A 24,568-nucleotide genomic window follows, 5' to 3' on the forward strand; every position below is an offset into this window, starting at 1 on the left:
GAGGATGGCGGCAATGACCTACCGCTACTTCTACGACTGCGAGTTCATCGAGGACGGCCGTGTCGTCGACCTGGTCTCGATCGGGGTCGTCGACGAGCACGGCCGGGAGTTCTATGCGGTCTCCACCGAGTTCGACGCGACCCGCGCCGTCCCGTGGGTGCGCCGCAACGTACTCGACAAACTTCCGTCGCCGGCCGACCCGGCGTGGCGTTCCCGGGAGCGCATCCGCGACGAGCTCTACGAGTTCCTGGTGGCCCCGTTGCGCGACGGTGCGGCCGACGAGCTCGAGCTGTGGGCGTGGTACGCCGCATACGACCATGTCGCGCTGGCCCAACTGTGGGGCGCCATGCCGGCATTGCCCCGGGCGATCCCGCGTTTCACGAAGGATCTTCGTCAGCGATGGGACGACGCCGGCCGGCCCCATCTGCCGGCCGCCGTGGCCGACCGGCACGACGCGCTCGTCGACGCCCGGCACAACCTGGCGCGCTGGCAGGTGATCAGCCAGGCGTACCGGCGGTGACCGGTGCCCCCGGCCCCGGTGATCCTCGGGGTCTGGTCGGCGCGTCACCGGCCCGGCCGATACAGTGCAGCTCTGACGGCCCGCCCCGGGCTGGCAATGACGCCGACGGTCTGACCGGACTTCGTTCCTGGGGCTCGAGTGGGCTTACCGCACAGTTTCCTGGAGGATGAGCGGATCATGCGTATCGGCGTGCTCACCGGTGGTGGCGACTGCCCTGGCCTGAACGCCGTGATCAGAGCGGTGGTGCGCAAGGGCGTCGCCAGCTACGGTCACGAGTTCATCGGGTTCCGCGACGGCTGGCGTGGACCGTTGGAGGGGCTGAGCCGGCCTCTCGGCATCGACGACGTGCGGGGCATCCTGCCCCGTGGCGGCACGATCCTGGGCTCGTCCCGCACCAACCCGTTCAAGATCGACGGTGGGGTCGAGCGGATCAAGGAGAACCTGACCAGCCAGGGCGTCGACGCCTTGGTCGCGATCGGCGGTGAGGACACCCTCGGTGTCGCCACCAAGCTGCACGAACTCGGCGTCCAGGTGGTCGGCGTGCCGAAGACGATCGACAACGACCTCAACGCCACCGACTACACGTTCGGCTTCGACACCGCGGTCAACATCGCGATGGAGGCCATCGACCGGCTGCACACCACCGCCGAGAGCCACCACCGCACCCTGGTGGTCGAGGTGATGGGTCGTCACGCCGGCTGGATCGCACTGCACGCCGGTCTGGCCGGTGGCGCGAACGTGATCCTGCTGCCCGAGCGTGAGTTCGACATCGAGCAGGTGGCCACCTACGTCGAGAAGCGCTTCCAGAAGCAGTACGCGCCGATCGTGGTGGTCGCCGAGGGCGCCCAGCCGATGCAGGGCCAGATGGTCCTGCAGAACCAGGAGCTGGACTCCTTCGGGCATGTCCGCCTCGGTGGGATCGGCCAGTGGCTCGCCGAGCAGTTGGAGGCCAAGACCGGCAAGGAGGCCCGTACCGTGGTGCTGGGGCACATCCAGCGTGGCGGTACGCCGACCGCGTTCGACCGGGTGCTCGCCACCCGGCTCGGCCTGCACGCCATCGACGCGGCGAACGACGGCGACTGGGGCAAGATGGTCGGCATCCGGGGCACGGACATCGTCCGGGTGCCGCTGGCCGAGGCGACCCGTGAGCTCAAGACGGTGCCACTGGAGCGCTACACCGAGGCCGAGGTCTTCTTCGGCAGCTGAGGCATCGTGGCGGCGGGTGGGGCGTACCCCGTTCCTCGGGGGTGCCCCACCCGGCTCCCGGGCTGAGCCGGCACCGCCGGCTCAGCCCGGCCTTCCGACGAAAGGTGACGTACGGATGCCTCCCGGCGCGCACACCATCGCCGTCATCGGTGCCGGCAAGATCGGTGAGCTGGTCCTCTCCGGCCTGTTGCGGGCCGGTTGGCCGGCCGCCCAGCTGATGGCCACCACCCGCCGACGCGAGCGGGCCGAGGACATCGCGGTGCGCTACGGCGTCTCGGTGGTGGACAATGACACCGCTGTCGACCGGGCCGAGGTGCTGGCGGTCGCGGTCAAGCCCCAGGACGCCGCCGCCCTGCTGGACCAGATCGGTCCGAAGGTGCCCGCCGACAAGCTGGTCATCTCGCTCTGCGCCGGCCTGCCGACCGAGTTCTTCGCCCGCCGGCTACCGGTCGGCACCCCGGTGGTGCGGGTGATGACAAATACTCCGGCGCTGGTGGATCAGGCGATGACGGCGATCTCCGCCGGCCGGCACGCCACCGCCGAGCATCTGGCGTTGGCAGAGGAGATGTTCACCCCGCTCGGCATCACCATCCGGGTGCCGGAGAGTCAGCAGGACGCGGTCACCGCGCTGTCCGGCTCTGGTCCGGCGTACTTCTATCTGCTGGTCGAGGCGATGATCGACGCGGGCATCCTGCTCGGGCTGCCCCGTCAGGTGGCGCACGATCTCATCGTACAGACCGCGATCGGCTCGGCGGTGATGCTGCGCGACTCCGGCGAACATCCGGTGAAACTGCGGGAAGCGGTCACCTCACCGGCCGGCACCACCATCTCCGCCATCCGTGAGTTGGAGAACCACGGTGTACGGGCGGCGCTGCTCGCCGCGCTGGAGGCGGCCCGGGACCGGGCCCGTGAGTTGGCGGCCCAGCACGGGTGAGGTATTCATTCACGCCGTAGGGCTTCCGCCCAACGTGTCGAGTTGACTACCGTTTGCAACATCGGTGGTCGTGTTGGTCCGATCTTCGCCCCCGCTGACCGGAGCCCGGCGAGCACCGAGATCGACGTCGTGTCGTGACTTCCCCCTGCGGCGACGTCGAGAGCCGGCCCTGGTTGCCCCCCTGCGGTCGGCTGACCGGGCGCGTCCCGCCGACGCGCCCAGTGCCGCCGCCGGCGCTCGGCGACCGGCGGCGGCCCGGGGCAAGCCTTGGCGGCAGCCCGCAAAGCGGCCGGATGGACCATACTGTCGGACGTGTTCACGCTCGCCCAGGCACGTCACCTGATGGCCACCCTCTGTCCCCGGATCGACGAGCTGGTGCTGCTGCGCGCCGATCTCGCCGAGCTGCGCGCAGACCTGGCCGGCGGATCGCAGAGCCCGCACGGTGGGCTGGCCGAGGTGAAAGGGCTGGAAGCGCGGATCTACGGCATCCTCGACGAGCTGAACGAACACGACATCCAGGTCAAGGGCGTGGCTCCGGTGTTGCTCGACTTCCCTGGTGAGCTCGACGGCCGTCCGGTGCTGTGGTGCTGGCTGGAGGGCGACGGCGAGATCCGGTGGTACCACCGCCTGGAGTGCGGGTTCTCCGGTCGTCGCCGCATCTGATCCACCCACCCACCCACCCACCCACCCATCCACCCACCCTCTCGACGATCTTGCGCTCATCGAGAGGTTTTGCACGAATTGTCTATCGACAAGTGCAAGATCGTCGGGCGTGGTGAGGTATCGAGATATCGACATCTTGACGAGGTGGCGTGCGTGTGAGTAGCGTCTCGGGCACTTTATGGAAAGTTTCCTAACTATTTAGGGAGACGCCTGATGAGAAGATCACTGCGCCGCGCCATGTGGGCGGGGGCGTTGGCCGTGGTGACCGCCGCGGCGGCAGTGCCGGTCACCGCGGCCTTCGGTGCCGGCACGATCTCGGCCGGCTTCGTCGCCACCTCCGACTGGGGCACCGGCCACGAGGTCAGAGTCACCGTGGCCAACGGATCCGACGCATCGGTCAGCACCTGGCGGATCGAGTTCGACCTGCCGGCGGGCACCACGATCGGCAGCTTCTGGGACGCGGACGTGACCCGCAGTGGCACCCACTACACCGCGGTGAAGAAGAGCTGGGCGGGCAGCCTCGCGCCAGGGACCTCGTTCAGCTGGGGATACGTCGGCACCGGCGCCTACCGTGCCCCGACGAACTGCACCGTCAACGGGGTCTCCTGCGCCGGTGGACCGGCACCGACGACGGCACCACCCACCACCGCCCCGCCGACGACACCGCCGCCCACCACGCAACCCCCGCCACCGGGCGGCCAGAAGGTCGTCGGGTACTTCACCCAGTGGGGCGTGTACGGGCGCAACTACCACGTGCGCAACATCCACACGAGTGGGTCCGCGGCGAAGATGACTCACATCCTTTACGCCTTCGGCAACACCACCGGCGGTCGGTGCACCATCGGGGAAAGCTACGCCGACTACGAGAAGGCGTATCCGGCGGCGGAGAGTGTCGACGGGGTCGCCGACACCTGGGACCAGCCGCTGCGCGGAAACTTCAACCAACTACGCAAGCTCAAGGCGATGTACCCGCATCTCAAAGTGATCTGGTCGTTCGGTGGCTGGACCTGGTCCGGCGGCTTCACCCAGGCTGCGCAGAACCCGGCCGCGTTCGCCGAGTCCTGCCACAACCTGGTCGAGGACCCGCGATGGGCGGACGTGTTCGACGGCATCGACATCGACTGGGAGTATCCGAACGCCTGCGGCTTGACCTGTGACGCCAGCGGCCCCAACGCGTTCAAGAACGTGGTCTCGGCGTTGCGGACCCGGTTCGGCTCGTCGGCGCTGGTCACCGCCGCGATCACAGCCGACGGCAGCAACGGGGGCAAGATCGACGCCACCGACTACGCCGGAGCGGCCGGCAACCTCAACTGGATCATGCCGATGACCTACGACTACTTCGGCGCGTTCAACGCCCAGGGTCCGACCGCACCGCACTCACCACTGACCTCGTACGCGGGGATCCCGCAGCAGGGCTTCTGGTCGGATGCGGCGATCCAGAAGCTCAAGAGCAAAGGCATCCCGGCGAACAAGCTGCTGCTCGGCATCGGCTTCTACGGCCGTGGCTGGACGGGCGTCAGCCAGACGACGCCCGGCGGCACCGCCACCGGAGCCGCGCCCGGCACCTACGAGCAGGGGATCGAGGACTACAAGGTGCTCAAGAACACCTGTCCGGTCACCGGAACCGTCGGTGGCACTGCCTATGCCAAGTGTGGCAGCAACTGGTGGAGCTACGACACGCCGGCCACCATCGGCGGCAAGATGAGCTACGCCCGGGGACAAGGGCTGGGCGGGGCGTTCTTCTGGGAGCTTTCCGGCGACACCGGCAACGGCGAGCTGGTCGCCGCGATTCGTAACGGTCTCGGCTGACCCGCGCCACCACCCGGTCGATGCCCGGAGCCGGCGACCGCCGGCTCCGGGCATCGGAGCGTTCACTTGCGGTTGACGTGATCCTGGTAGGCCTTGACCACCTCGGCGCTCGGGCCGTCCATCCGGATCACCCCGGCCTCCAGCCAGATGCTCCGCTCACAGGTGTCCAGGATCGACTTGTTGCTGTGGCTGACCAGGAAGACCGTGCCGGCCTCGGCCCGCAACTCGCGGACCCGTTCCTCGCTGCGCCGCTGGAAGGCGGCGTCACCGGTGGCCAACGCCTCGTCGATCATGAGTACGTCGTGGCTCTTCGCCGCAGCGATGGAGAACCGCAGCCGGGCCGCCATGCCGGAGGAGTAGGTGCGCATCGGCAACGAGGCGAAGTCCTCCCGAGCGTTGATCCCGGAGAAGTCCACGATCCCGTCGTACTTGGCCCGCACCTCGGCGGGGCTCATCCCCATCGCCAGGCAGCCGAGCACCACGTTGCGCTCGCCGGTCAGATCGTTCATCAGGGCGGCGTTCACCCCGAGCAGCGACGGCTGGCCCTGGGTGTACACCTTCCCCCGGCGCGGCGGTAGCAACCCGGCAACCGCCCGGAGCAGGGTCGACTTGCCGGAGCCATTGCTGCCGATGAGGCCGATGGCCTCACCTCGGTACGCCACGAAGCTGACCCCGCGAACGGCGTGCACCTCGCGAACCGAGGGAGCGTGCTGGCGGGTGACGATGCGGCGCAACGCGGCGACCGGGCTGGTACGCCCACCGCCACCGGTGGTGACCCGGTAGACGACGTGCAGGTTGTCGACGATCACCGTGGGCACCCGGGTGTCGGTGCCGGTGGCGGTCAGCTGTTCAGCCACGGCCGTACTCCTCCTCAGCACGCCAGAAGTAGATGAAGCCGGTGACGCCCATCACCAGGGCCCAGCCGGCCGCCGCCGGCCACAGATAACCGGGGGTGGTGCCCATCGAGTCCATCAACGCGTACCGGACCACGTTGATGTAGACGGCCATCGGGTTGAACTGCAGCACGGTCGAGACCCAGCCGGGCAGGTCCGCGGTGAACCGGTCGATGCTGTAGAACACCCCGGAGGCGTAGAGCCAGGTCCGCATCACGAACGGGAGCAGCTGGGACAGGTCGCTGGTGCGCGCCGCCCAGCGGGCGACCATCATCGCCAGTCCGGCGCTGAACAGGGTCTGCAGGAGCAACGCCGGCACCACCAGCAGCCAGCTGAGGTCGATCCCCTCCCCGGTGGCCAGCATGATGACCACGAGGACGCCCATCGTGGGGAGCATCTGCTGCACCTGGACCAGGACCGTGGTCAGCGGCAGGCTGACCCGGGGGAAGTGCATGGCCCGGATCAGGTTCAGGTTGTCGGCGATCGACCGGGCCGCGGTGCTCACCGTCTGCTGGGTGAAGGTGAAGATGAAGATCCCGGTGCAGAGGTACCCGATGAAGTTGCCGATGCCGCGGTCGGTGCCCAGCAGCAGCCCGAAGACCAGGAAGTAGACCCCGGCGTTGGCCAGCGGTGTCAGCACCTGCCAGATCTGGCCCAGCCGCGCGTTCGTGTAGGTGGCGATCAGCCGGGCGTTGGCGTACGTCCAGATGAAGTGACGCCGGGACCACACCTGCTTGAGGTACGCGCCGAGTCCGGGTCGTGCCCCACTGACCGCCAGGCCGTGCTGGTGCGCCAGCTCGGCGAAGGTCGGCCCGCTGGCCGGTTCCAGCGTCACGGTCGTGCCGCTGGTTGGCTGATGCATTCCGTCAGTCCTTCCGTCAGCCAGCGTTGCCGCTCGCGCACACCCCCACCCCTTCCCCCGAGGGGACCTGTCTCGTCCCCGGCCGCCGCCCTCGGCATCGCCGATCGGGCGCGGCGCGGAAACCGGGTCAACCGTGGCGAGAACGGGTCCGATGCCCCCGTTGCTCACCATCCGTGCCCGGTGGCACGGAACGATACCGTCGCGTCCTGACGGAAACGGTAGGGGAGCCTACGACGATACGCAACCGTACCGTCGTGCGGTTACACTCGTTCGAATGCGGGGCGACGGAAAGCGACCACCGGCTGGCGCGGCGGTGCTGCGGGAGGACGTGACGCAGGCGATCCGGGCTGCGGCGTTGCAGGAACTGGCCGCAGCCGGCTATGGCAGGATGTCGATCGAAGCGGTCGCCCGCCGCGCCGGGGTCGGCAAGACCGCCGTCTACCGGCGGTGGGGTTCGAAACTCGAGATGGTGATCGGGATCGTCTCCGAAGTCGCCGTCGGGGTGACCGCCGTGCCGGACACCGGCACCCTGCGTGGCGACCTTGAGCTGGTGCTGACCATCGCGGCCCGGGCGTTGCGCCATCCGCTGGCCGGGCAGATCGTGCCGGACCTGCTCGCCGAGGCCGCCCGCAACCCGGCGATCGCCCAGACCCTGCAGACAGCCCTGCGGGACAACCAGCGTGAGATCGGGACCCTGGTGACGAACCGGGCGGTGCGGCGGGGCGAACTGCCCGCCGACACCAGTCCCGACTTCGTCGTCGACCTGATGGTCGGCCCGCTCTACTGGCGGCTCGCAGTGGCCCGTACCCCGCTGCCGCGCGGCTACGTTGCGCTGCTGGCCGCCTCGGTCACCGCCGGCCTGACCACCCCGGCTAGCGGGTCGTCAGTGCCCCCTGCCACCGGGTGACGTCGGCGGCCATCTCCCGGACCTCCCCGTGGCCAACCAACTGCACCCGCCACGGCAGGGCCGCCCCGGCGACCCGGTCCGCGGTGACCGCCGCACCATTGCGGGCGACCACGAACCGGGCGGCCTCGGATCCGTCCAGCGCCGGCACCGACACCTGCACCTGCTGCCCGTCGGCGAGCTGGTACACCGCCAGGGTCACCCCGTCGGCGTACGGGTAGTCCGGTCGGTCCGTGTTCGCCCCGAGTGGCAGCACCGTGCCGGGGCGCACCAGGACCGGCACCTGGTCGAACCCGACCGTCCGGCGTATCCAGCCCGGCCCGGTGACCTCCTCACCGGTCTGTAGGTGGGTCCAGGTGCCGGCCGGCAGGTAGAAGTCCACCTGCCCGTCGGCCCGGAACACCGGCGCCACCAGCAGGCTGTCCCCGAGCAGGTACTGCCGCTCCAGGTGGGTCACCGCCGGATCGTCCGGGAACTCCGCGACCAGCGGGCGCATCACCGGGATGCCCTCCCGGTGGGCCAGCACCGCCTGACCGAACAGGTACGGCATCAGTCGCGCCTTGAGCCGGGTGAAGATCCGCAGTACGTCGACCGCCTCCTCGTCGAACGTCCACGGCACCCGGTAGGTCTGACTGCCGTGCAACCGGCTGTGTGAGGAGAGCAGACCGAACGGGATCCAGCGCTTGAACACCTCCGGTGCCGGCTGACCCTCGAAGCCGCCGATGTCGTGGCTCCAGAAGCCGAACCCGGACATCGCCAGCGACAAGCCGCCGCGCAGACTCTCCGCCATCGATTCGAAGGTGGATTCGCAGTCACCGCCCCAGTGCACCGGGAACTGCTGCCCGCCAGCGGTGGCCGACCGGGCGAACAGCACCGCCTCGCCCTCGCCGTGGTGCTCCCGGAGCAGGTCGAACACCGTCTGGTTGTACAGGTGGGTGTAGTAGTTGTGCATCCGTTCGGGGTCGGCGCCGTCGTGCCAGACCACGTCGGTCGGGATCCGCTCACCAAAGTCGGTCTTGAATGCGTCGACGCCCATGTCCAGCAACGCCCGCAACTTGTCGGTGTACCAGCGTCGGGCGTCCGGGTTGGTGAAGTCGACCAGACCCATCCCGGCCTGCCAGAGGTCGCACTGCCAGACGTCGCCGTCGGTGGTCCGGACCAGGTAGCCCCGCGCCGCCCCCTCGGCGAACAGCGCCGACCGCTGCGCGATGTACGGGTTGATCCACACGCAGATCTTCAGGTCCCGCTTGCGTAGCCGGTCCAGCATCAGCTCAGGTTCGGGGAAGACCTGCGGATCCCATTCGAAGTTCGACCAGTGGAACTCGCGCATCCAGAAACAGTCGAAATGGAACACCGACAACGGCAGCTCGAGCTCTGCCATGGTGTCGATGAACGAACTGACCGTCTGCTCGTCGTACGAGGTGGTGAACGAGGTGCTCAGCCACAGTCCGAACGACCAGGCCGGCGGCAGGGCCGGGCGGCCGGTCAGGGCGGTGTACTTGCGCAGGATCTCGCGCGGCGTCGGGCCGTAGATGACCAGGTACTCCAGGCTCTGCCCGGCGACGCTGAACGACACCCGGGAGACCACCTCGGAGCCGACCTCGAACGAGACCAGTCCGGGGTGGTTGACGAACACCCCGTACCCACCGGTTGTGAGGTAGAACGGGACGTTCTTGTACGCCTGCTCGCTGCTGGTGCCGCCGTCCTCCTGCCAGATGTCCACCACCTGACCGTTGCGTACCAGCGGACCGAACCTCTCGCCGAGCCCGTACACCGTCTCGCCGACGCCGAGGCTGAGCTGTTCCCGCACGTACGACCCGTCGTCGGTGTCCAGCGCGGCCATGCTCTTGTAGCCGCTGCCGGTGAGTACCCGGTCGGCGGCCACGAACTCCAGCTGCCAGTGGTCACCTCGGGCGAACCGGGCGGTCAGCTCGCCCGAGGTGATGCTGGCGTACTCGGTGCCGTCGGTCACCTGGACCTCGGCGTCCGGGTCGGCGGCCACGGTGAAGTCCGGATGCCGGGGTCGTCGGCCGAGGAAGTGGCCCACCTGGACGGAGATCACGTCGGGGACGGGGGAGGTGCAGCGAACGGTGAGCAGCGGCTGGTTGAGGGTGTCGCCGCGGCCGGTGATCCGCCGGGTCGGGGCGTACACGGTCAGCGCCGCTGGTTCGATCTCGACGTCGTGCACCTGCGCGGGATACAGCGGGCGTACGCCGTCGCGCATCCGCCAGTAGCCGTGACTGAATTTCATTGAGCCTCTCTTGCGTCAGGTCCTACTTGACCGCGCCGGCCAGCACACCCCGGGTCAGGGTGCGCTGGAAGATGAGGAAGAACAGCACCGCCGGCACGATGCCGAGTAGCGCCGACGCACTGGTGGTGGTGGCGTCCATCATCCGGTCCCCCTGCAGGACGCCGAGCGCGACCGGCACCGTCTGCTTGTCGTTGGAGATCAGGAAGATCAGCGGCAGGAAGAACTCGTTCCAGGTCCAGATGAAGAAGAACGTGAACAGCACCGACAGGGTCGGCCAGCTGGTCGGCACCACGACTCTCCAGAGCACCCGCCACTTGCCTGCCCCATCCATCGCGGCAGCTTCCAACAACTGTCGCGGGAAGTCCCGGAACACCGAGGAGAGCAGGTAGGTGCCGAACGCCGCCTGGATCGCGGTGAAGATGATGATGACGGCGATCCGGCTGTTGTAGAGCCCGACCTGTTTGGACAGGTAGTACAGCGGGTAGACCAGCGCCTCCTGGGGCAGCAGGTTGGCCAGCAGGAAGAACATCAGGAACGCGATTCGTCCCCGCATCCGGCCGATCCCGATCGCGTACGCGTTGAACACCGAGATCAGCACCGCGAGTACGGCTACCGTGGCGCTGATGAGAAAGCTGTTCCACAGCTTCTCGCCGAAGTCGACCCGGAACCAGAAGTCCACGATGCCGCGCAGGTAGAGCTCGCCGGGTAGCGAGAGCGGACCGTTGGCGGCGTACTCGGCAGGTGCCTTCACGGCGTTGAGCGCCACGACCAGGAACGGTGCCAGCACCAGCAGGGTGAGCACGGTCAGGCCGGTCAGGACGGTCGAGGCGGTCAGCCGGCCGGGCCGGCCGCGTCGGGAGGGTGGGGCGGCGACCATCTCAGCTCCTTTCCAGGCGCTCGTCGCGGGTCTGAATCCGCAGGAACAGGTAGGTCAGCACGACGATGATGATGGTCAGCACTGTGGCGATCGCCGAGCCGTATCCGGCGTCAGCCTTCTCGAAGAAGTTCTGGTAGGCGAAGTACGACGGCACCAGGGTGGCGTTGCCCGGGCCACCCCTGGTCAGTACGAAGATCTGCCCGAAGATCTTCAGTGCGGCGATGGTGGTGGTGACCAGCACGACGTAGATCTCCGGCTTGATCTGATGCACCGCGATGCGGGTGAACCGCTGGAACCAGCCGGCGCCGTCGAGATCGGCCGCCTCGTAGAGTTCCGGATCGACCCGCTGCAGCCCGGCCATGAACATCACGACCGGGTAGCCAAGTTGGAACCAGATCATTACCGCCATGACGCTGAGCAGGGCGTACGTCGGGTCACCGAGCCAGTTCTGGGCGAGGGAGCCCAGGCCGACCCGGTCCAGGGTCGAGTTCAGCGCGCCGTAACTGGGGTGCAGGATCCAGCCCCAGACGATGCCGGTCACCGCGACCGGCAGCACCTGTGGCAGATACAGTCCGGACCGGAACACGCTCGCCGTACGCGGGCCGATCCGCTTGGCCACGTAGTCGAACAGGACAGCGGCGAGGAACAGGCCGAGCAGCGTCGGCAGCACCGCCATCGCGAGGATGATGAAGCCGATGTTGCGGAACGAGACCCAGAAGTTGGTGTCTTGCAGCAGCCGGTCGTAGTTGTCGAACCCGATCCATTCCGGCATCCCGACACCGGACCATCGGGTGAAACTGATCCCGATGTTCATCAGCAGCGGCACGACGATCACAGCGAGGAACAGCGCGATCCCGGGCAGCAGGAAGGCGACGTATCCGTAGTCCGTTTTCCGGGTACGGGGGCGGGTGAGCGGCTTTGCCATGGAACCTCCCGGCGCAGACCGTGCGCCGGGGACCAGCGTCCCCGGCGCGCGGCCGTCGCTCACTCGCCGCCGATGCTCGCGAGGTTGTCGTTGTACGGTTTGGCGATCTCGTCGAGCACCTCGTCCGGGGACTTGCTGCCGTTGATCAGCTGCTGGATGCCGGCGACCAGGACGTCGTAGTAGCCCGGTGCCGGCCAGTCCGGGTAGAAGGCCAGCCCGTCCGAGTTGTTCAGCGTGTTGAAGCTCTCGATGAGCTCCTGGGCCTTCGGGTTGCTGATCGCCGCCGGGTCCGCGGCAAGTGGCACCCCACCGGACTCACCGAGCAGGTTCTGGATGTCCGGCTGCATGGTGATGTCGATGAAGTCGTAGGCGAGGTCCTTGTTCTCGGCGTTGGTCGGCACCGCCCAGATGTTGCCGCCGGAGCCGAGGTGCAGGTCGCTGCCGGGGAAGAGGAAGGTTCCCCAGTCGAAGTCGGTGATCTCGTCGCTGAACCGGCCGTACCACCAGCTGCCGGAGATCATGATCGGGAAGGTGCCCTGGGTGAACGCGACACCCATGTCCTCGGCCTTGATGCCGGCGGAGTCGGCACCGATGAAGCCCTTGTCGACCCATGCGGCGAAGGTGTCGGCGGCGTAGCTGAACTCGGGACCGGTGAAGTCGACCGGGTTCGCGTAGAGCTGGAAGTCGTCGACGAAGGACCGGTCGGCCTGGCTGAGCGCCAACTCGTAGAAGATCTGCTGGGCGGGGTACTCGGCGCCGCCGACGGAGATCGGGGTTATGCCGTTGTCGACGAAGGTGCCCAGTACGTCCTCGAACTCGGCGAAGGTGGTCGGCACCGGCAGGTCGTACTCGGCGAACATGTCCTTGTTGTAGTAGACCATGACGAATTCGCCGTAGTTGGGCACTCCGTACCAGGTGTCACCGCCCATCACGCCGTTGGCGTCGTACTTGCAGGTGGTGGCGACGCTCGAGGAGATGATCTCGTCCCAGCCGCGTTCGGTCACCACGTCGGTGAGGTCGGTGAGTAGCCCCTGCTTGGACAGTAGCCCGGCACTCGCGTTGCCCTTGTTGTACTCCAGGATGTCCGGGCCCTGGTCGGAGTTGAGGATCATGCCGGCGTTCTGCCGAATCTGCTCGAAGCCCTTCTCCTCGTAGACCACGGTGACGCCGGGATGGCTGGCCTCGAACTGCTTGATGGCTTCGGCCCAGGCGATGCCCATGGCGCTGTTGGCACCCTCGTAGTGCCACAGGCGCAGGGTGCTGCCGTCGCCGCTGTCGTCGGAATCGGCGCCGCAGGCCGACAGGGTCAGGGCGGTGGCGGTGAGTGCGGCGGCTATCAGGGTGCGGGTGTTTCTTTTTCGTCGTTGGAACATTTCCAGCCTCCTCGCAGGTGTGCCGGAGGGGCGGCGCGGTGCAGACGCCGCCACGGGACATGGATTCAGGTGAAGTTCATGGACCGCGGTGAGGTGCCTGCCGGCGGCGGGATCTCGAGCGCGGCTGATCGGTGGAGGGGGTAGCCGACTTCCTTGTCGAAACGCTTCGACGAAGCGATTCGACAAGGAAGCTACGACTGTGTCGACGGCATGTCAATCCCTTGACGGATCTGTTGCTGCCGACTGTCGTGCCTGGTCGGCGGGTTGTGCCGGGCCGCGCGCCAGCCGACCCGGTCGTAGAATGGTCGGCTGGCGGCGGCCAGCCGCGACGCTGGCCGACCTCGGCGCCGGCCAGCGGTACGGGAGGAAACAGGATGCGGACCACCGCGTTCGGGTCGCGGACCCGGGCACCAGCCGCAAGCGTGACCGTCGTCGCCGTGGCCCTGCTGATGTTGGCGGTCACCGGCTGCACCGGCAAGCCGCAGTCGCGACCGGAGCCGACCGCAACGGGCACCCCTGTGGCGGCCGAGGAGTCCCAGCGGCTCGTGCAGGACTACCTCGACGCCATGGGTGCCAAGGACGTCGACAAGGGGCGGGCCCAGCTCTGCCCCGCGACGCAGGAGATCTTCGACGCGAGCGCCACCGGCCCCAACGGCGACTTCGCGGAGTCGTTCCTGGTGGAACGGGCAGAGATCGTGGATTCCCGGACGGTCCCGGTCGGCCACGAGGTCACCGCCACCGTCACCGCCGCCGTTGGTTCCGACACGATCCGGGTCGGTCTCGTGTTCACCGTCACGCCGACCGGCACCGGTGACGGCGTCTGGTGCATCCACGACGAGACCGCCACCGAAGCGGACCAGGACAGCGACACTGGTCCGGTCGGCGGGCCCGGCACGTCCCCGGCCGGCGGGCCCGGCGCCGCACCGCGAGACTAGGCTTTGGCCATGGGCCAAGAATGGCATCAGTTGAGGTACCCGTCGGTTGGGCATCCCAGCCTGCAGACCAGCCGACCCACCGCCGACTCGGTCGAAGACGAGGCGTTCGGGCTGGAACGGTGGCGCGAGCTGCCCCGGGCGCAGACCCCGCCCTGGCCGGACTCGGCTGCGGTCGACGAGGTCTGCCAGGTGCTGGGGAACGTCCCCTCAGTGGTCGCCCCGTACGAGGTCGACCAGTTGCGGGAGCGGCTGGCGCTGGTCTGTGACGGCAAGGCCTTCCTGCTGCAGGGCGGCGACTGTGCCGAGACCTTCACCGACAACACCGAGAGCCACCTGCTGGCCAACGCCCGCACCATCCTGCAGATGGCGGTGGTGCTGACGTACGGCGCTTCGCTGCCGGTGGTCAAGGTGGCCCGGGTCGCCGGCCAGTACACCAAGCCCCGCTCGTCGCCGACCGACGCGCTCGGCCTGCCGGCGTACCGCGGCGACATGATCAACTCGTTGGAGACCACGGCGCAGGCCCGCGTCGCCGACCCGCAGCGAATGATCCGGGCGTACGCCAATTCCGCCGCCGCGATGAACATGCTCCGCGCCTACCTCGCCGGTGGGCTGGCCGACCTGCACGCGGTACACGACTGGAACAAGGGGTTCGTCAAGCGGTCCCCGGCCGGCGAACGTTACGAGGCGATCGCCCGGGAGATCGACCGGGCGCTGGCGTTCATCCGGGCCTGCGGGATGACCGACGACGAGGCGTTGCGGACCGTCACCCTCTACTGCTCGCACGAGGCGCTCGCGCTGGAGTACGACCGGGCGTTGACCCGGATCTCCGGTGACCGCCCCTACGGGCTGTCCGGGCACTTCCTGTGGGTCGGCGAACGGACCCGGCAGATCGACGGCGCGCACATCGACTTCATCTCCCGCATCGCCAACCCGATCGGCGTCAAGCTCGGCCCCGGCACCAGCCCCGAGCAGGCCCTCGAGCTGTGCGAGAAGCTCAACCCGGACAACATTCCCGGCCGGCTCACGCTGATCAGCCGGATGGGCAACCACAAGGTTCGCGACGCGTTGCCGCCGATCGTGGAGAAGGTCACCGCAGCCGGGGCCCGGGTGGTGTGGCAGTGCGACCCGATGCACGGCAACACCCACGAGTCGTCCAACGGCTACAAGACCCGCCACTTCGACCGGATCGTCGACGAGGTGCTCGGCTACTTCGAGGTGCACCGGGGGCTGGCGACCCACCCCGGCGGTCTGCACGTCGAGCTGACCGGTGAGGACGTCACCGAGTGCCTCGGCGGTGCCCAGGCGATCGAGGACATCCACCTGCCGGACCGGTACGAGACCGCCTGCGACCCGCGGCTGAACACCCAGCAGTCCCTCGAGCTGGCCTTCCTGGTCGCGGAGATGCTCCGTGGTTGAGCCGACCCCGTCCGGCAGCGCCGTCCCTCCGGTGGTCGACCTGCGGTCGGACACCGTCACCCGGCCGACGCCGGGGATGCGGGCGGCGATGGCCGCGGCCGAGGTCGGCGACGACGTGTACGGCGAGGACCCGACGGTCAACGCGTTGGAGTCCGAGGTCGCCGCGATGTTCGGCCACGAGGCGGCGCTGTTCGCTCCGACCGGCTCGATGGCCAATCAGGTCGCCCTGCAGACCCTGGTGCCGCCCGGCGGCGAGCTGCTCTGCGACGCCGACGCACACGTGGTCACCTACGAGGTCGGTGCTGCCGCCGCGTACGGCGGGATCTCCTCACGGACCTGGCCGCCGGTCGGTGGCGACCTCGACCCCGACCTGGTCGCGGCGATGATCCGGCCGGCCGGGTACGGCGCGGTGCCGACCCGGGCGGTCGCGGTCGAACAGACCCACAACCGTTCCGGCGGGCAGATCATCGGGCTGGACGTGCTGCGTGGGCTGCGGGCGGTCACCGCCGACGCCGGGGTGGCGCTGCACTGCGACGGTGCCCGGATCTGGCACGCGCACATCGCCGACAGTGTTCCGCTGGCCGACTACGGCGCACTGTTCGACACCCTGTCGGTCTGCCTGTCCAAAGGGCTCGGCGCGCCGGTCGGCTCGGTGCTGGTCGGCAGCGCCGAACGGATCGCGGCCGCCCGCGTCCTGCGTAAGCGGATGGGTGGGGGGATGCGACAGGCCGGGGTGCTCGCCGCCGCCGGGCGGTACGCGCTGCGCCACCACGTCGAGCGGCTGGCCGACGACCATGTCCGGGCGGCCCGACTGGCGCACGCGTTGGCGCCGTACGGCATCGTCGAGGCGGAGCAGGTCCGTAGCAACATCGTCGCGCTGGATCTGACCAAGGCTCCGGTGGACGCCGCCGCTCTGGTGGACGCGGCCGGCGTCGAGGGGGTCCGGCTCGCGGCGGTCGGGCCGGGCGCCGCCCGCCTGGTCACCCACCTGGATCTCGACGACGCCGCGGTGGACCGGGCGGTCGAGGTACTCACCGGCATCCTGGGCCGTTAGCGCTCCAGCAGGCGTTCCAGCCCGTCGACGATCCGGTCGAGCCCGAAACGCAAGGACCGCTGCGGGTCGCCGATGGCGTTGTACTCCTGGCCGGCGGCGGTGCCGACCCGCGACGAGATCGGGTAGGCGTCCGGGGGCATCACCCGCTCCAGGACGGGGGCGTTGATCTCCCACCACTGGGCGTCGGTGATGCCAGAGCTGGCGACAGCCGCTCGCGCCTCGATCGAGGCCCGCGCGGCGCTGGCGGTGAACCCGCTGATCAGGGTGACGACCTGGTCCATTTCGAGGTCGGTGAAGCCGGCGCCGTCGATGGCGGCCAGTTGCCACTCGTAGCGGTCGGACCCGTTCGGGCCGATCCACGGCCGGCTGTTGTCGACGTGCAGCAGCCACGGGTGGCGGTGCGTCTCGTCCCACTGGTGACGGGCCACCGCGTGCAGCCGCTGGCGCAGGTCGCCGGAGTGTGGTGGTAGCTCCCGCTCGCCCAGCACCTCGTCGACCATCAGGCCGATCAACTCGGATCTACCCGGCACGTACGTGTAGATCGACATCAGTTTGAGTCCGAGCCGGTCGGCGACCTTGCGCATCGAGAAGGCGGCCAGGCCTTCGTCGTCGGCCACCGCGATCGCCGCGCGCACCACCTCGTCGACGCTGACCCGCTGTTTCGGCCCACGGGAGCCCTGCGGAGTGCCCAGGGTGCGTCGCCAGAGCAGCGTCAAAGTCTGGTCGACGTCCCGATTCTCCATGTGCGCAGACTACCTCGTGGGGTGTACGGTGTTGCATGCGGATTCACCGTGACCCATACGGAGTTAGGAGCGCAGGTGGCCACCACGGATGCCCTGTCAGCTGACGGAGTTCGAAAGCGCTACGGCGAGGTCACCGCCCTCGACGGATTCGACCTGCACGTCGCCGCCGGCACGATCCACGGGCTGCTCGGCCCGAACGGCGCCGGCAAGAGCACCGCCGTCAAGGCCATGGCCACCCTGATCGACGTCGACCAGGGTGCCGCCCGGGTCGCCGGCTTCGACGTACGGACCCAGGCCCGACAGGTACGCCAGCGGATCGGACTGGTCGGTCAGCACGCCGCCGTCGACGAGATCCTCGGCGGACGGCAGAACCTGGTGATGTTCGGCCGGCTCTACGGGCTGAGCAAGGCCGCCGCCCGGCAGCGGGCCGACGAACTGCTCGACGGCTTCGACCTCGTCGACGCCGCGCACCGGGCCGTCGCCACCTACTCGGGCGGGATGCGACGGCGACTGGACATCGCCGCCGGGCTGATCCTCGCCCCGGCGGTGCTGTTCCTCGACGAGCCGACCACCGGCCTGGACCCGCGAGGGCGCAACGAGGTCTGGCAGAGCATCCGGGAGGTCGCCGCCCGCGGCACCACCGTCCTGCTCACCACCCAGTACCTCGACGAGGCGGATCAACTGGCCGTCGAGATCTCGGTGATGAACCACGGCCGGGTCGTCGCGTCCGGCAGCCCGGACGCGCTCAAACGGCAGATCGGCGGGGACCGGGTCACCGTCACCCTGCCCCGGTGCCAACCACTCGACCCGATCGTCCGTCAGCTCACCGGGGCGGTCGGCGAGCCGTCGGTCGTCGACACCGAGACCCACCAGCTGACCTTCGAAGTCGGCGGCGGGGTGGCGACGCTGGCCGGCATCGTGCGCACCCTGGACGAACTGCGGGTCACCCCGGAGGACCTGCAGCTGCGCCGACCGACTCTGGACGAGGTCTTCCTCACCCTCACCGACCGGGAGGTCACCCGATGAACACGTTGCGAGCCGGATGGGTGATCACTCAACGGGACCTCGCCCACTGGGTACGCCAGCCGTGGGCGCCGATCTTCAACCTGCTGTTCGCGATCATGCTGCTGCTGATCTTCGGATTCCTGTTCGGTGGCGCGATCACCGTTCCTGGCGGCGGCGACTACATCCAGTTCCTGCTGCCGGGCATGCTCGCCCTCAGCATGATGTTCGGCGTCGAGGCGACCGCCACCGCGATGGCCAACGATGCGCGCAAGGGCATCACCGACCGGTTCCGTTCGATGCCGATCAGCAGCGCGGCGGTGTCGCTCGGCCGGGTCGGCGCCGACATGTCGAACTCGGCGGTGGAGCTGCTGGTGCTGATCGTCGGCGGGCTGATCATCGGCTGGCGCGTCGACGCCGGTCCGGCGCCGGTGGCCCTGGCCGTCGGGCTGCTGCTGTGGCTGCGGTTCGCGCTGCTGTGGCTGGGTATCTACCTCGGCCTGCTGCTACGCGGCGAGGGGGCGACGGCGGCCGTGCAGGTGCTGGTCTGGCCGATCGGGTTCCTCTCCACCGCGATCGTGTCGGCCGAGACCATGCCCGGCTGGCTCGGCGCGATCGCCTCCTGGAACCCGCTGTCCGCCACCGCCGCCGCCGCGCGGCAGCTGTTCGGCAACCCGACCGGGCTCACCGAGGGCCCGCTGGTCGACGGCGCGGTGTGGCTCGCGATCGGCTGGCCACTGTTGATCACCGTGATCTTCCTGCCGTTGTCCGCGCGGGCCTACCGCAGGCTACGGACCTGACCCCAGGTCAGACACCTGACGACGCGTGGCGGACGGTCGCCAGCCCGGCCGGGCCGTCCGCCAACCGTCGCAGCGTGGCGATGTCGGCGGCGTGACCGACGTGCTTCTCCGACGGCGTCTCCACCACCACCGGCACCCCGGCTGTCGCCGGATGAGCCATCAACTCGACGAACGCCGCCGCACCGATCATGCCGGCACCGATCGTCTCGTGCCGGTCCCGGGTCGACCCGCACCCGTCACGCGAGTCGTTGGCGTGCACCAGCCGCAGCCGGTCCGCGCCGACGGCGGCGACCAGCGCGTCCAGCGTCGCGGTCATGCCACCCGGTGCGGCCACGTCGTGCCCGGCGGCGAAGGCATGGCAGGTGTCGAAGCAGACGCCCATCCGGGGATGCCAGTCGACCACGGCGAGGTACGGCTCCAGGTGCTCCACCCGCGACGCCAGCGACCGACCGCCACCGGCGCTCGGCTCCACCAGCAGCATCGGCCCGCCCGCCGCGTCGGCGGCGTCCAGCAACGGCAGCAGCGACTCACGGACCTGACGCATCGCGGTGTCGGCGTACCCGTCGTCGACCGCACTGCCGGCGTGGAAGACGACCGCCTCGGCGCCGATCGCCCGGCCCCGGCGCAGCGCGTGCGCCAGGGTCGCGGCGGAGCGTTCGACGGTGGCAGCGGTCGGCGAGCCCAGGTTCACCAGCAACGAGGCATGGATGTACGCGCGCAGCCCACGCTCGGCGCAGCCGTCGCGGAACGCCACGTCCTGGGCCGGGTCGCCGTCGGGCATCGCCCAGCCGCGCGAGTTGCCGACGTACACCTGCACCACCTCGGAGGCGGCCGCGTCGGCGTACGGCAGCGCGGCTCGGGCCAACCCGCCCGAGGTGGGCGTGTGCGAGCCGACCGGCCGGTCTCCGTCGACAGCCATCAGAGGCAGCCGATCACGATCTCGGTCCCCGGCGGTACCTCGGAACCCTCACCGGGGTTCTGGTAGCGGACCGTGGCGTCGGGGTTGAAGTCGACCCGCACCGCGAAGCCCAGCCCTTGCAGCTCGGCCAGCGCCTCCTGACACGGCCGGTCGATCACCCGTGGCACGACGACGGCCGGCGGGCCCTCGCTCACCTTGAGTTTGATCTCCGCACCCTCCTCGACGCCCGAGTCGACGGCCGGGTCCTGGGAGATGACCTCATCCCGGGGCTTGTCCGACTCCTCGGACGCGATCAACGGCTCCAGCCCCAGCTCCTCCAGCATCCGCCGTGCCTCGTCGACGTTGCGGCCGACCACGTTCGGCACCGTGATCGGGGCACGACCCTTGCTGACCGTGACCCGTACCGGGTCACCCTGCTTCACTTCGGCACCGACCTGCGGGTCGACGCCGACCACCACACCGGCCGGCAGATTGTCGTCGTAGCGGTCGTCCGTCCGTTCGACGGTGAGCTGGGCGTTCTCCAGATCGGACCGGGCCAGGTCGAAGGTCTTGCCGACCACATCCGGCACCTGGAAACGCTCCGGGCCCAGCGACAGGGTCAACACGATCTCGCCGCCCCGGACGATCCGGTCGCTGCTCGGTGGATCCTGGGCGAGTACCGAGTCCCGGGCGACGTTCTCGTCGTGTCGCGGCTCGGCGAAGCTGACGGTGAAGCCCTGCTGGCTGGCCAGCGCCTGCGCCTGCGCCTGATCGAGGCTGACCAGGCTGGGTGTGACCGTGTATCGGCCGGCGCCGAGCCACCAGCCGCCGATGCCCAGTAGCAGGACCACCGCGACCACGCCGGCCACCGCCGTGAGCCGGGCACCCGGATCGCGTGTCAGCCGTTCCCGTATCCCGCCAGCGCCTGACGGCGGCGTGCCGGCACTGCGGCGCCGTCCAGGCGTGCTCCCACCGCCGCCGGCCGCCGAGACCGGCGGCCCGCCGGCCGCCGCGGAGCGCACCACCGTGCTCGACGCCGCCCGGCGCTGCGGCGTGGACCTGTCCCGCCGGTCCTTCGGCTCCGGCAGCCGGGCCCAGGCCGGACGATCGGCCGGCGCCACCGGGGAGACCGCCATCGTGGGCTGGGCAAGCTGGCGTAGCACCGCGGTGTTGGCACTGGCGTTGCCCAGGTCGTCGCGGACGGTCTGCACCTGGGTGAGCAGCGCACCGGCGTCGGTCGGCCGCTGCCCCGGATCCCGTCGGGTGGCCCGGACCACCAACTCGTCGACCATCGCCGGAACTCCCGGGACCAGCTGCGACGGCGGCGGCACGTCCTCGTCGACGTGCTTCCAGGCCACTTCGGCCGGCCGGTCACCGTCGTGCGGGACCCGGCCGGTGAGCATCTCGAACAGCACGATGCCGGCCGAGTAGACATCGGTACGGGGATCGGCCCGCCCTTCGGTGACCAGCTCCGGAGCCACGTACGCGACGGTGGCCATCAGCTGCCCGCCGCCAGCTTCCGCACTGGCCTGCACCGCCTGGGCCAGGCCGAAGTCGGCCACCTTGACCACGCTGTCGATCAGGTTGCCCGAACCGCCGGTGGGAGCCTCCGCCACCAGCACGTTCTCCGGCTTGACGTCCCGGTGCACCAGCCCGGCCCGGTGCGCCGCGCCGATCGCCGCCAGCATCTGTTCCAGGATGGCCAACGCCTCGCCCGGGTTGAGCCGCCGCCGTTCGTCGATCACCTCACGCAACGTGCGGCCCCGGACGTACTCCATCACCAGGTACGGCAGCCCCTGATGGGTGCCCTGGTCGTAGACGGCGACCACGCTCGGGTGGGTGAGCCGGGCGATGGTCTTGGCCTCGTCGGTGAACCGCTCCAGGAAGCCGGGGCCGCGGCTCTGCGCGTCGCGGACCTGACCCGGATGGATGATCTTCAGCGCGACGGTGCGTTCGAGCCGCTCGTCGGTCGCGGTGTACACGGTCGCCATGCCGCCCTGTGCCACCCGGGAACGGATACGGTAGCGCCCGTCTATCAACGAGCCCAGCAGCGAGTCGGCGACCTGTGTGTCCATCGGCAGGCAGTCTATGCGGCCGAGGCGTGGGGGCAGAACACCGATCACGTCCAGGTACGCCGAACCGGGCCAAACCGTTACCTGCGGGGTCCGTGATGAAGCTGGTGTGGTGCGTGGCAGGGTGGTCATGTGACAGATCCCGCCACCGCGCCGGCCACCACCGCCGGCCCTGCCGCGCCGGCCACCGCGGACGAGCCCACCGAATGGCTCACCCTGCCCGACGTCGCCGAACGCCTCGACGTGACGATCAGCAAGGTCCACCAGATGATCCGGGACCGGGAGCTGCTCGCTGTCCGCCGCGACGGCGTCCGGCGGGTGCCGGCCGAACTGGTCGCCAACAACACCGTACGCAAGCACCTGCCCGGCGTGCTGACCCTGCTGCACGACGCCAACTTCTCCGACGAGGAGATCCTGCAGTGGCTGTACCGGCCCGACGACTCGCTGTCCGGCACGCCGGCGACGGCGCTCGGCGGTGACCGTGCCCGTGAGGTGAAACGCCGTGCCCAGGCCGAAGGCTTCTGACCCGGATGGCGCAACTCAGCTACCTGGCGGTGCTCGCCGGCTGCCTGCTGGCCGCGCTCTGGCTGGAGCCGATCCTGCGGGTCAACGTGCTGCGGCGCTGGCGTCGGCTGCTGCTGACCCTGCTGCCGGTGGTGGTGGTCTTCGTCGCCTGGGACATCGCCGCCATCGCCGCCGGGCACTGGAGCTTCGACCCGGCGCAGACCACCGGAATCCTGCTGCCCGGTCGGCTGCCCGTCGACGAACTGCTGTTCTTCGTCGTCGTGCCGATCTGTACGGTGCTCGGCTTCGAAGCCGTCCGCGCGGTGCGCACCCCACCGGGCAAGCCACGCCGGGCAGACAGCCGGTGGTCCGCCGGCGACGAGACACCCGACGGTCCGCGCGGCGGTGACGTCCGGGGCGACCCGCAGCGGGCAACCCGGTGAGCTACACGTTCGCCGCGGTACTCGGGGTGGTCGGCGCGGTGCTGATCGACCTCGTGGTGCTGCGTACCCGGCTGGTGCTGCGGGCGGTCTTCTGGGCCACCTATCCGATCATCGTCGGCTTCCAGCTGCTCTCCAACGGCATTCTGACCGGCCGGGACATCGTGCGTTACGACCCGGCCGCCATCATCGGCCTGCGGATCGCGTACGCCCCGGTCGAGGATCTGCTGTTCGGGTTCGCGATGGTGTTGTTCACCCTGTCGGTCTGGGTGTGGCTCGGCCGGCGTGGCGTGCAGCGCGAGCCGGCGGCCGGCACCGGCGACTGGCTGCTGACCTGGCTGCGGCGCCGCCGCCGGCCGGCGGTCAGCAGCTGACCGGAGCGGCTCAGCCGGAGCGGCTGGTCGCGGCCACCGCCAACTCGACGAGAACCTGCCGGGCGTACGGCTCGATGTCGGCCGCCGTGATCGCGGCCAGTGCCCGTTCGGTCAGCTCGGTGATCCGGGCCTCGGCGGCGGCCAACGCACCGCTGTCGACGATCACCGCGCGCAGCCGGTCCACCCCGTCGGCGTCCAGCGCCGGGTCACCGAGCCGGGTGTCCAGCAACGTCCGGCCGGCGTCGCCGCCCGACTGGTACGCCGACGCGACCAGGAAGGTGCGCTTGCCCTCACGCAGGTCGTCGCCGGCCGGTTTGCCGGTCCGAACCGGATCCCCGAACACCCCGAGCACGTCGTCGCGCAGCTGGAACGCCTCGCCGAGCGGCAACCCGTACCCCGAGTAGGCGGCCATCACCGGTGCCGGCGCGTCGACCAGCGCGGCGCCGAGCAGCAGCGGCCGTTCCACGGTGTACTTCGCCGACTTGAGCTGGGCGATCTGGGTGGCCCGCGACACCGACGTGTCCGCAGTGAACTGGGTGAGTACGTCCAGGTACTGCCCGACGGTGACCTCGGTGCGCATCTCGTCGAAGACCGGCCGGGCCCGCTGCAGCACCGTCGGGTCCAGCCCGGCACCGTGCAGCACCTCGTCGGACCAGACCAGACTCAGATCCCCGAGCAGGATCGCGGCCGACGCGCCGAACCCGTCCGGCGCGCCCCGCCAGCCACTGCGCCGGTGCCGGGCCGCGAACCGGCGGTGGATCGACGGCTCGCCGCGTCGGGTGTCCGAGCCGTCCATCAGGTCGTCGTGGATCAACGCGCTGGCCTGCACCAGCTCCAGCGCGGACAGCGCCGTCACCACCGCCGCCGAGTCCGCCCCGCCGGCACCCCGGTAGCCCCAGTAGGCGAAGGCCGGGCGGAGCCGCTTACCGCCGCCGAGCACGAAGTCCTCGATCGCGTCGGCCATCGGCAGCAGCGCCTCGTCGACGTCGCGCAACCAGCGGCGTCGCCGCTGGAAGAACGCGGCCAGCGCCGCATCGACGCGTTGCCTGAGGTCGGCGTGGTCCGTCGGGGCCACGGCGGTACGGTCTGCCACGCCCTGACGCTATCGGCTGG

24 protein-coding genes are annotated in these 24,568 nt (G+C 69.7%); 14 read left to right on the plus strand and 10 right to left on the minus strand.

Annotated features, from left to right (window positions below):
- Window positions 1–13: 13 nt before the first annotated feature.
- The 5 genes from ACFHVL_RS13345 (at window position 14) to ACFHVL_RS13365 (ending at window position 5,132) form a co-directional block, all read left to right on the plus strand.
- Window positions 14–520 (plus strand): polyadenylate-specific 3'-exoribonuclease AS, encoded by a 507-nt coding sequence (locus ACFHVL_RS13345; protein WP_416628001.1) that lies wholly within the window; start codon window positions 14–16, stop codon window positions 518–520.
- 177 nt (window positions 521–697) lie between these two features.
- A complete protein-coding gene (locus ACFHVL_RS13350; RefSeq protein WP_416628003.1) occupies window positions 698–1,726 on the plus strand; it encodes a 6-phosphofructokinase in 1,029 nt (342 codons plus the stop codon).
- Window positions 1,727–1,841: 115 nt separating this feature from the next.
- Complete coding sequence (gene proC, locus ACFHVL_RS13355) at window positions 1,842–2,660, plus strand: pyrroline-5-carboxylate reductase (RefSeq protein WP_416628005.1); 819 nt, start codon at window positions 1,842–1,844, stop codon at window positions 2,658–2,660.
- Window positions 2,661–2,972: 312 nt separating this feature from the next.
- Window positions 2,973–3,323 (plus strand): DUF2203 domain-containing protein, encoded by a 351-nt coding sequence (locus ACFHVL_RS13360; protein WP_416628007.1) that lies wholly within the window; start codon window positions 2,973–2,975, stop codon window positions 3,321–3,323.
- A gap of 213 nt (window positions 3,324–3,536) precedes the next feature.
- Entirely contained in the window at window positions 3,537–5,132 is a 1,596-nt protein-coding gene (locus ACFHVL_RS13365; RefSeq protein WP_416628009.1) for a glycosyl hydrolase family 18 protein, read from the plus strand.
- A gap of 62 nt (window positions 5,133–5,194) precedes the next feature.
- Here ACFHVL_RS13365 and ACFHVL_RS13370 read toward each other — a convergent pair whose 3' ends face one another.
- The gene (locus ACFHVL_RS13370) at window positions 5,195–5,989 is read right to left on the minus strand and encodes an ABC transporter ATP-binding protein (protein ID WP_416628010.1); all 795 of its coding nucleotides are present in this window, start codon (window positions 5,987–5,989) and stop codon (window positions 5,195–5,197) included.
- Entirely contained in the window at window positions 5,982–6,887 is a 906-nt protein-coding gene (locus tag ACFHVL_RS13375) for an ABC transporter permease (RefSeq protein ID WP_416628012.1), read from the minus strand. The genes ACFHVL_RS13370 and ACFHVL_RS13375 overlap by 8 nt, the downstream gene beginning before the upstream one ends.
- A 274-nt stretch (window positions 6,888–7,161) precedes the next feature.
- On the opposite strand from ACFHVL_RS13375, the gene ACFHVL_RS13380 reads away from it, so the two are divergent.
- Window positions 7,162–7,794: a TetR/AcrR family transcriptional regulator gene (locus ACFHVL_RS13380; protein WP_416628014.1), complete on the plus strand. Its 633-nt coding sequence runs from the start codon at window positions 7,162–7,164 to the stop codon at window positions 7,792–7,794.
- Here the strand turns inward: ACFHVL_RS13380 and yicI are convergent.
- Genes yicI through ACFHVL_RS13400 form a run of 4 tightly spaced genes read right to left on the minus strand, consistent with a single transcriptional unit; the run spans window position 7,760 to window position 13,217 of the window.
- Window positions 7,760–10,042 carry an alpha-xylosidase gene (yicI, locus tag ACFHVL_RS13385; protein ID WP_416628015.1) on the minus strand — a complete coding sequence of 761 codons (2,283 nt, stop codon included), beginning with the start codon at window positions 10,040–10,042 and terminating at the stop codon, window positions 7,760–7,762. The two genes, ACFHVL_RS13380 and yicI, sit on opposite strands and share 35 nt — an antisense overlap.
- A gap of 22 nt (window positions 10,043–10,064) precedes the next feature.
- Window positions 10,065–10,919 carry a carbohydrate ABC transporter permease gene (locus tag ACFHVL_RS13390; RefSeq protein ID WP_416628017.1) on the minus strand — a complete coding sequence of 285 codons (855 nt, stop codon included), beginning with the start codon at window positions 10,917–10,919 and terminating at the stop codon, window positions 10,065–10,067.
- A gap of 1 nt (window position 10,920) precedes the next feature.
- Entirely contained in the window at window positions 10,921–11,844 is a 924-nt protein-coding gene (locus ACFHVL_RS13395; RefSeq protein WP_416628018.1) for a carbohydrate ABC transporter permease, read from the minus strand.
- 59 nt (window positions 11,845–11,903) lie between these two features.
- Complete coding sequence (locus ACFHVL_RS13400; protein ID WP_416628019.1) at window positions 11,904–13,217, minus strand: ABC transporter substrate-binding protein; 1,314 nt, start codon at window positions 13,215–13,217, stop codon at window positions 11,904–11,906.
- A 374-nt stretch (window positions 13,218–13,591) separates the two neighbouring features.
- Between ACFHVL_RS13400 and ACFHVL_RS13405 the strand changes: the two genes are divergently transcribed.
- Genes ACFHVL_RS13405 through ACFHVL_RS13415 form a run of 3 tightly spaced genes read left to right on the plus strand, consistent with a single transcriptional unit; the run spans window position 13,592 to window position 16,622 of the window.
- The gene (locus ACFHVL_RS13405; protein ID WP_416628020.1) at window positions 13,592–14,152 is read left to right on the plus strand and encodes a hypothetical protein; all 561 of its coding nucleotides are present in this window, start codon (window positions 13,592–13,594) and stop codon (window positions 14,150–14,152) included.
- A 9-nt stretch (window positions 14,153–14,161) separates the two neighbouring features.
- Window positions 14,162–15,568, plus strand: coding sequence for a class II 3-deoxy-7-phosphoheptulonate synthase (locus ACFHVL_RS13410; RefSeq protein ID WP_416628021.1), 1,407 nt, complete (start codon window positions 14,162–14,164; stop codon window positions 15,566–15,568).
- A gap of 31 nt (window positions 15,569–15,599) precedes the next feature.
- Window positions 15,600–16,622, plus strand: a complete 1,023-nt coding sequence (locus tag ACFHVL_RS13415; RefSeq protein WP_416628063.1) for a threonine aldolase family protein — start codon at window positions 15,600–15,602, stop codon at window positions 16,620–16,622.
- Here the strand turns inward: ACFHVL_RS13415 and ACFHVL_RS13420 are convergent.
- Window positions 16,619–17,365: a TetR/AcrR family transcriptional regulator gene (locus ACFHVL_RS13420; RefSeq protein ID WP_416628022.1), complete on the minus strand. Its 747-nt coding sequence runs from the start codon at window positions 17,363–17,365 to the stop codon at window positions 16,619–16,621. The genes ACFHVL_RS13415 and ACFHVL_RS13420 overlap by 4 nt on opposite strands.
- Before the next feature lie 75 nt (window positions 17,366–17,440).
- Here ACFHVL_RS13420 and ACFHVL_RS13425 point away from each other — a divergent pair, with 75 nt between their 5' ends.
- Together ACFHVL_RS13425 and ACFHVL_RS13430 are read left to right on the plus strand one after the other, a co-directional pair.
- Window positions 17,441–18,391, plus strand: a complete 951-nt coding sequence (locus ACFHVL_RS13425; RefSeq protein ID WP_416628023.1) for an ATP-binding cassette domain-containing protein — start codon at window positions 17,441–17,443, stop codon at window positions 18,389–18,391.
- Window positions 18,388–19,167 carry an ABC transporter permease gene (locus ACFHVL_RS13430; protein ID WP_416628024.1) on the plus strand — a complete coding sequence of 260 codons (780 nt, stop codon included), beginning with the start codon at window positions 18,388–18,390 and terminating at the stop codon, window positions 19,165–19,167. The genes ACFHVL_RS13425 and ACFHVL_RS13430 overlap by 4 nt, the downstream gene beginning before the upstream one ends.
- A 7-nt stretch (window positions 19,168–19,174) precedes the next feature.
- Here the strand turns inward: ACFHVL_RS13430 and ACFHVL_RS13435 are convergent, their stop codons facing one another.
- A complete protein-coding gene (locus ACFHVL_RS13435) occupies window positions 19,175–20,086 on the minus strand; it encodes a deoxyribonuclease IV (protein WP_416628025.1) in 912 nt (303 codons plus the stop codon).
- On the minus strand, window positions 20,086–22,140 hold the full coding sequence (gene pknB, locus ACFHVL_RS13440) for a Stk1 family PASTA domain-containing Ser/Thr kinase (protein WP_416628026.1): 2,055 nt from the start codon (window positions 22,138–22,140) through the stop codon (window positions 20,086–20,088). Before pknB ends, ACFHVL_RS13435 begins: the two co-directional genes overlap by 1 nt.
- 129 nt (window positions 22,141–22,269) lie before the next feature.
- Between pknB and ACFHVL_RS13445 the strand changes: the two genes are divergently transcribed.
- The 3 genes from ACFHVL_RS13445 to ACFHVL_RS13455 are packed head-to-tail and all read left to right on the plus strand — an operon-like array spanning window position 22,270 to window position 23,455.
- Window positions 22,270–22,662 carry an Rv2175c family DNA-binding protein gene (locus ACFHVL_RS13445; RefSeq protein ID WP_416628027.1) on the plus strand — a complete coding sequence of 131 codons (393 nt, stop codon included), beginning with the start codon at window positions 22,270–22,272 and terminating at the stop codon, window positions 22,660–22,662.
- 5 nt (window positions 22,663–22,667) lie between these two features.
- Window positions 22,668–23,084 carry a lycopene cyclase domain-containing protein gene (locus tag ACFHVL_RS13450; RefSeq protein WP_416628028.1) on the plus strand — a complete coding sequence of 139 codons (417 nt, stop codon included), beginning with the start codon at window positions 22,668–22,670 and terminating at the stop codon, window positions 23,082–23,084.
- A complete protein-coding gene (locus tag ACFHVL_RS13455; protein ID WP_416628029.1) occupies window positions 23,081–23,455 on the plus strand; it encodes a lycopene cyclase domain-containing protein in 375 nt (124 codons plus the stop codon). The genes ACFHVL_RS13450 and ACFHVL_RS13455 overlap by 4 nt, the downstream gene beginning before the upstream one ends.
- 10 nt (window positions 23,456–23,465) lie before the next feature.
- Here ACFHVL_RS13455 and ACFHVL_RS13460 read toward each other — a convergent pair whose 3' ends face one another.
- Window positions 23,466–24,548, minus strand: coding sequence for a polyprenyl synthetase family protein (locus tag ACFHVL_RS13460; protein ID WP_416628031.1), 1,083 nt, complete (start codon window positions 24,546–24,548; stop codon window positions 23,466–23,468).
- Between the last annotated feature and the right edge of the window lie 20 nt (window positions 24,549–24,568).

This window comes from Micromonospora sp. LOL_023, assembly GCF_048060115.1.
GTDB lineage: Bacteria > Actinomycetota > Actinomycetes > Mycobacteriales > Micromonosporaceae > Micromonospora_E.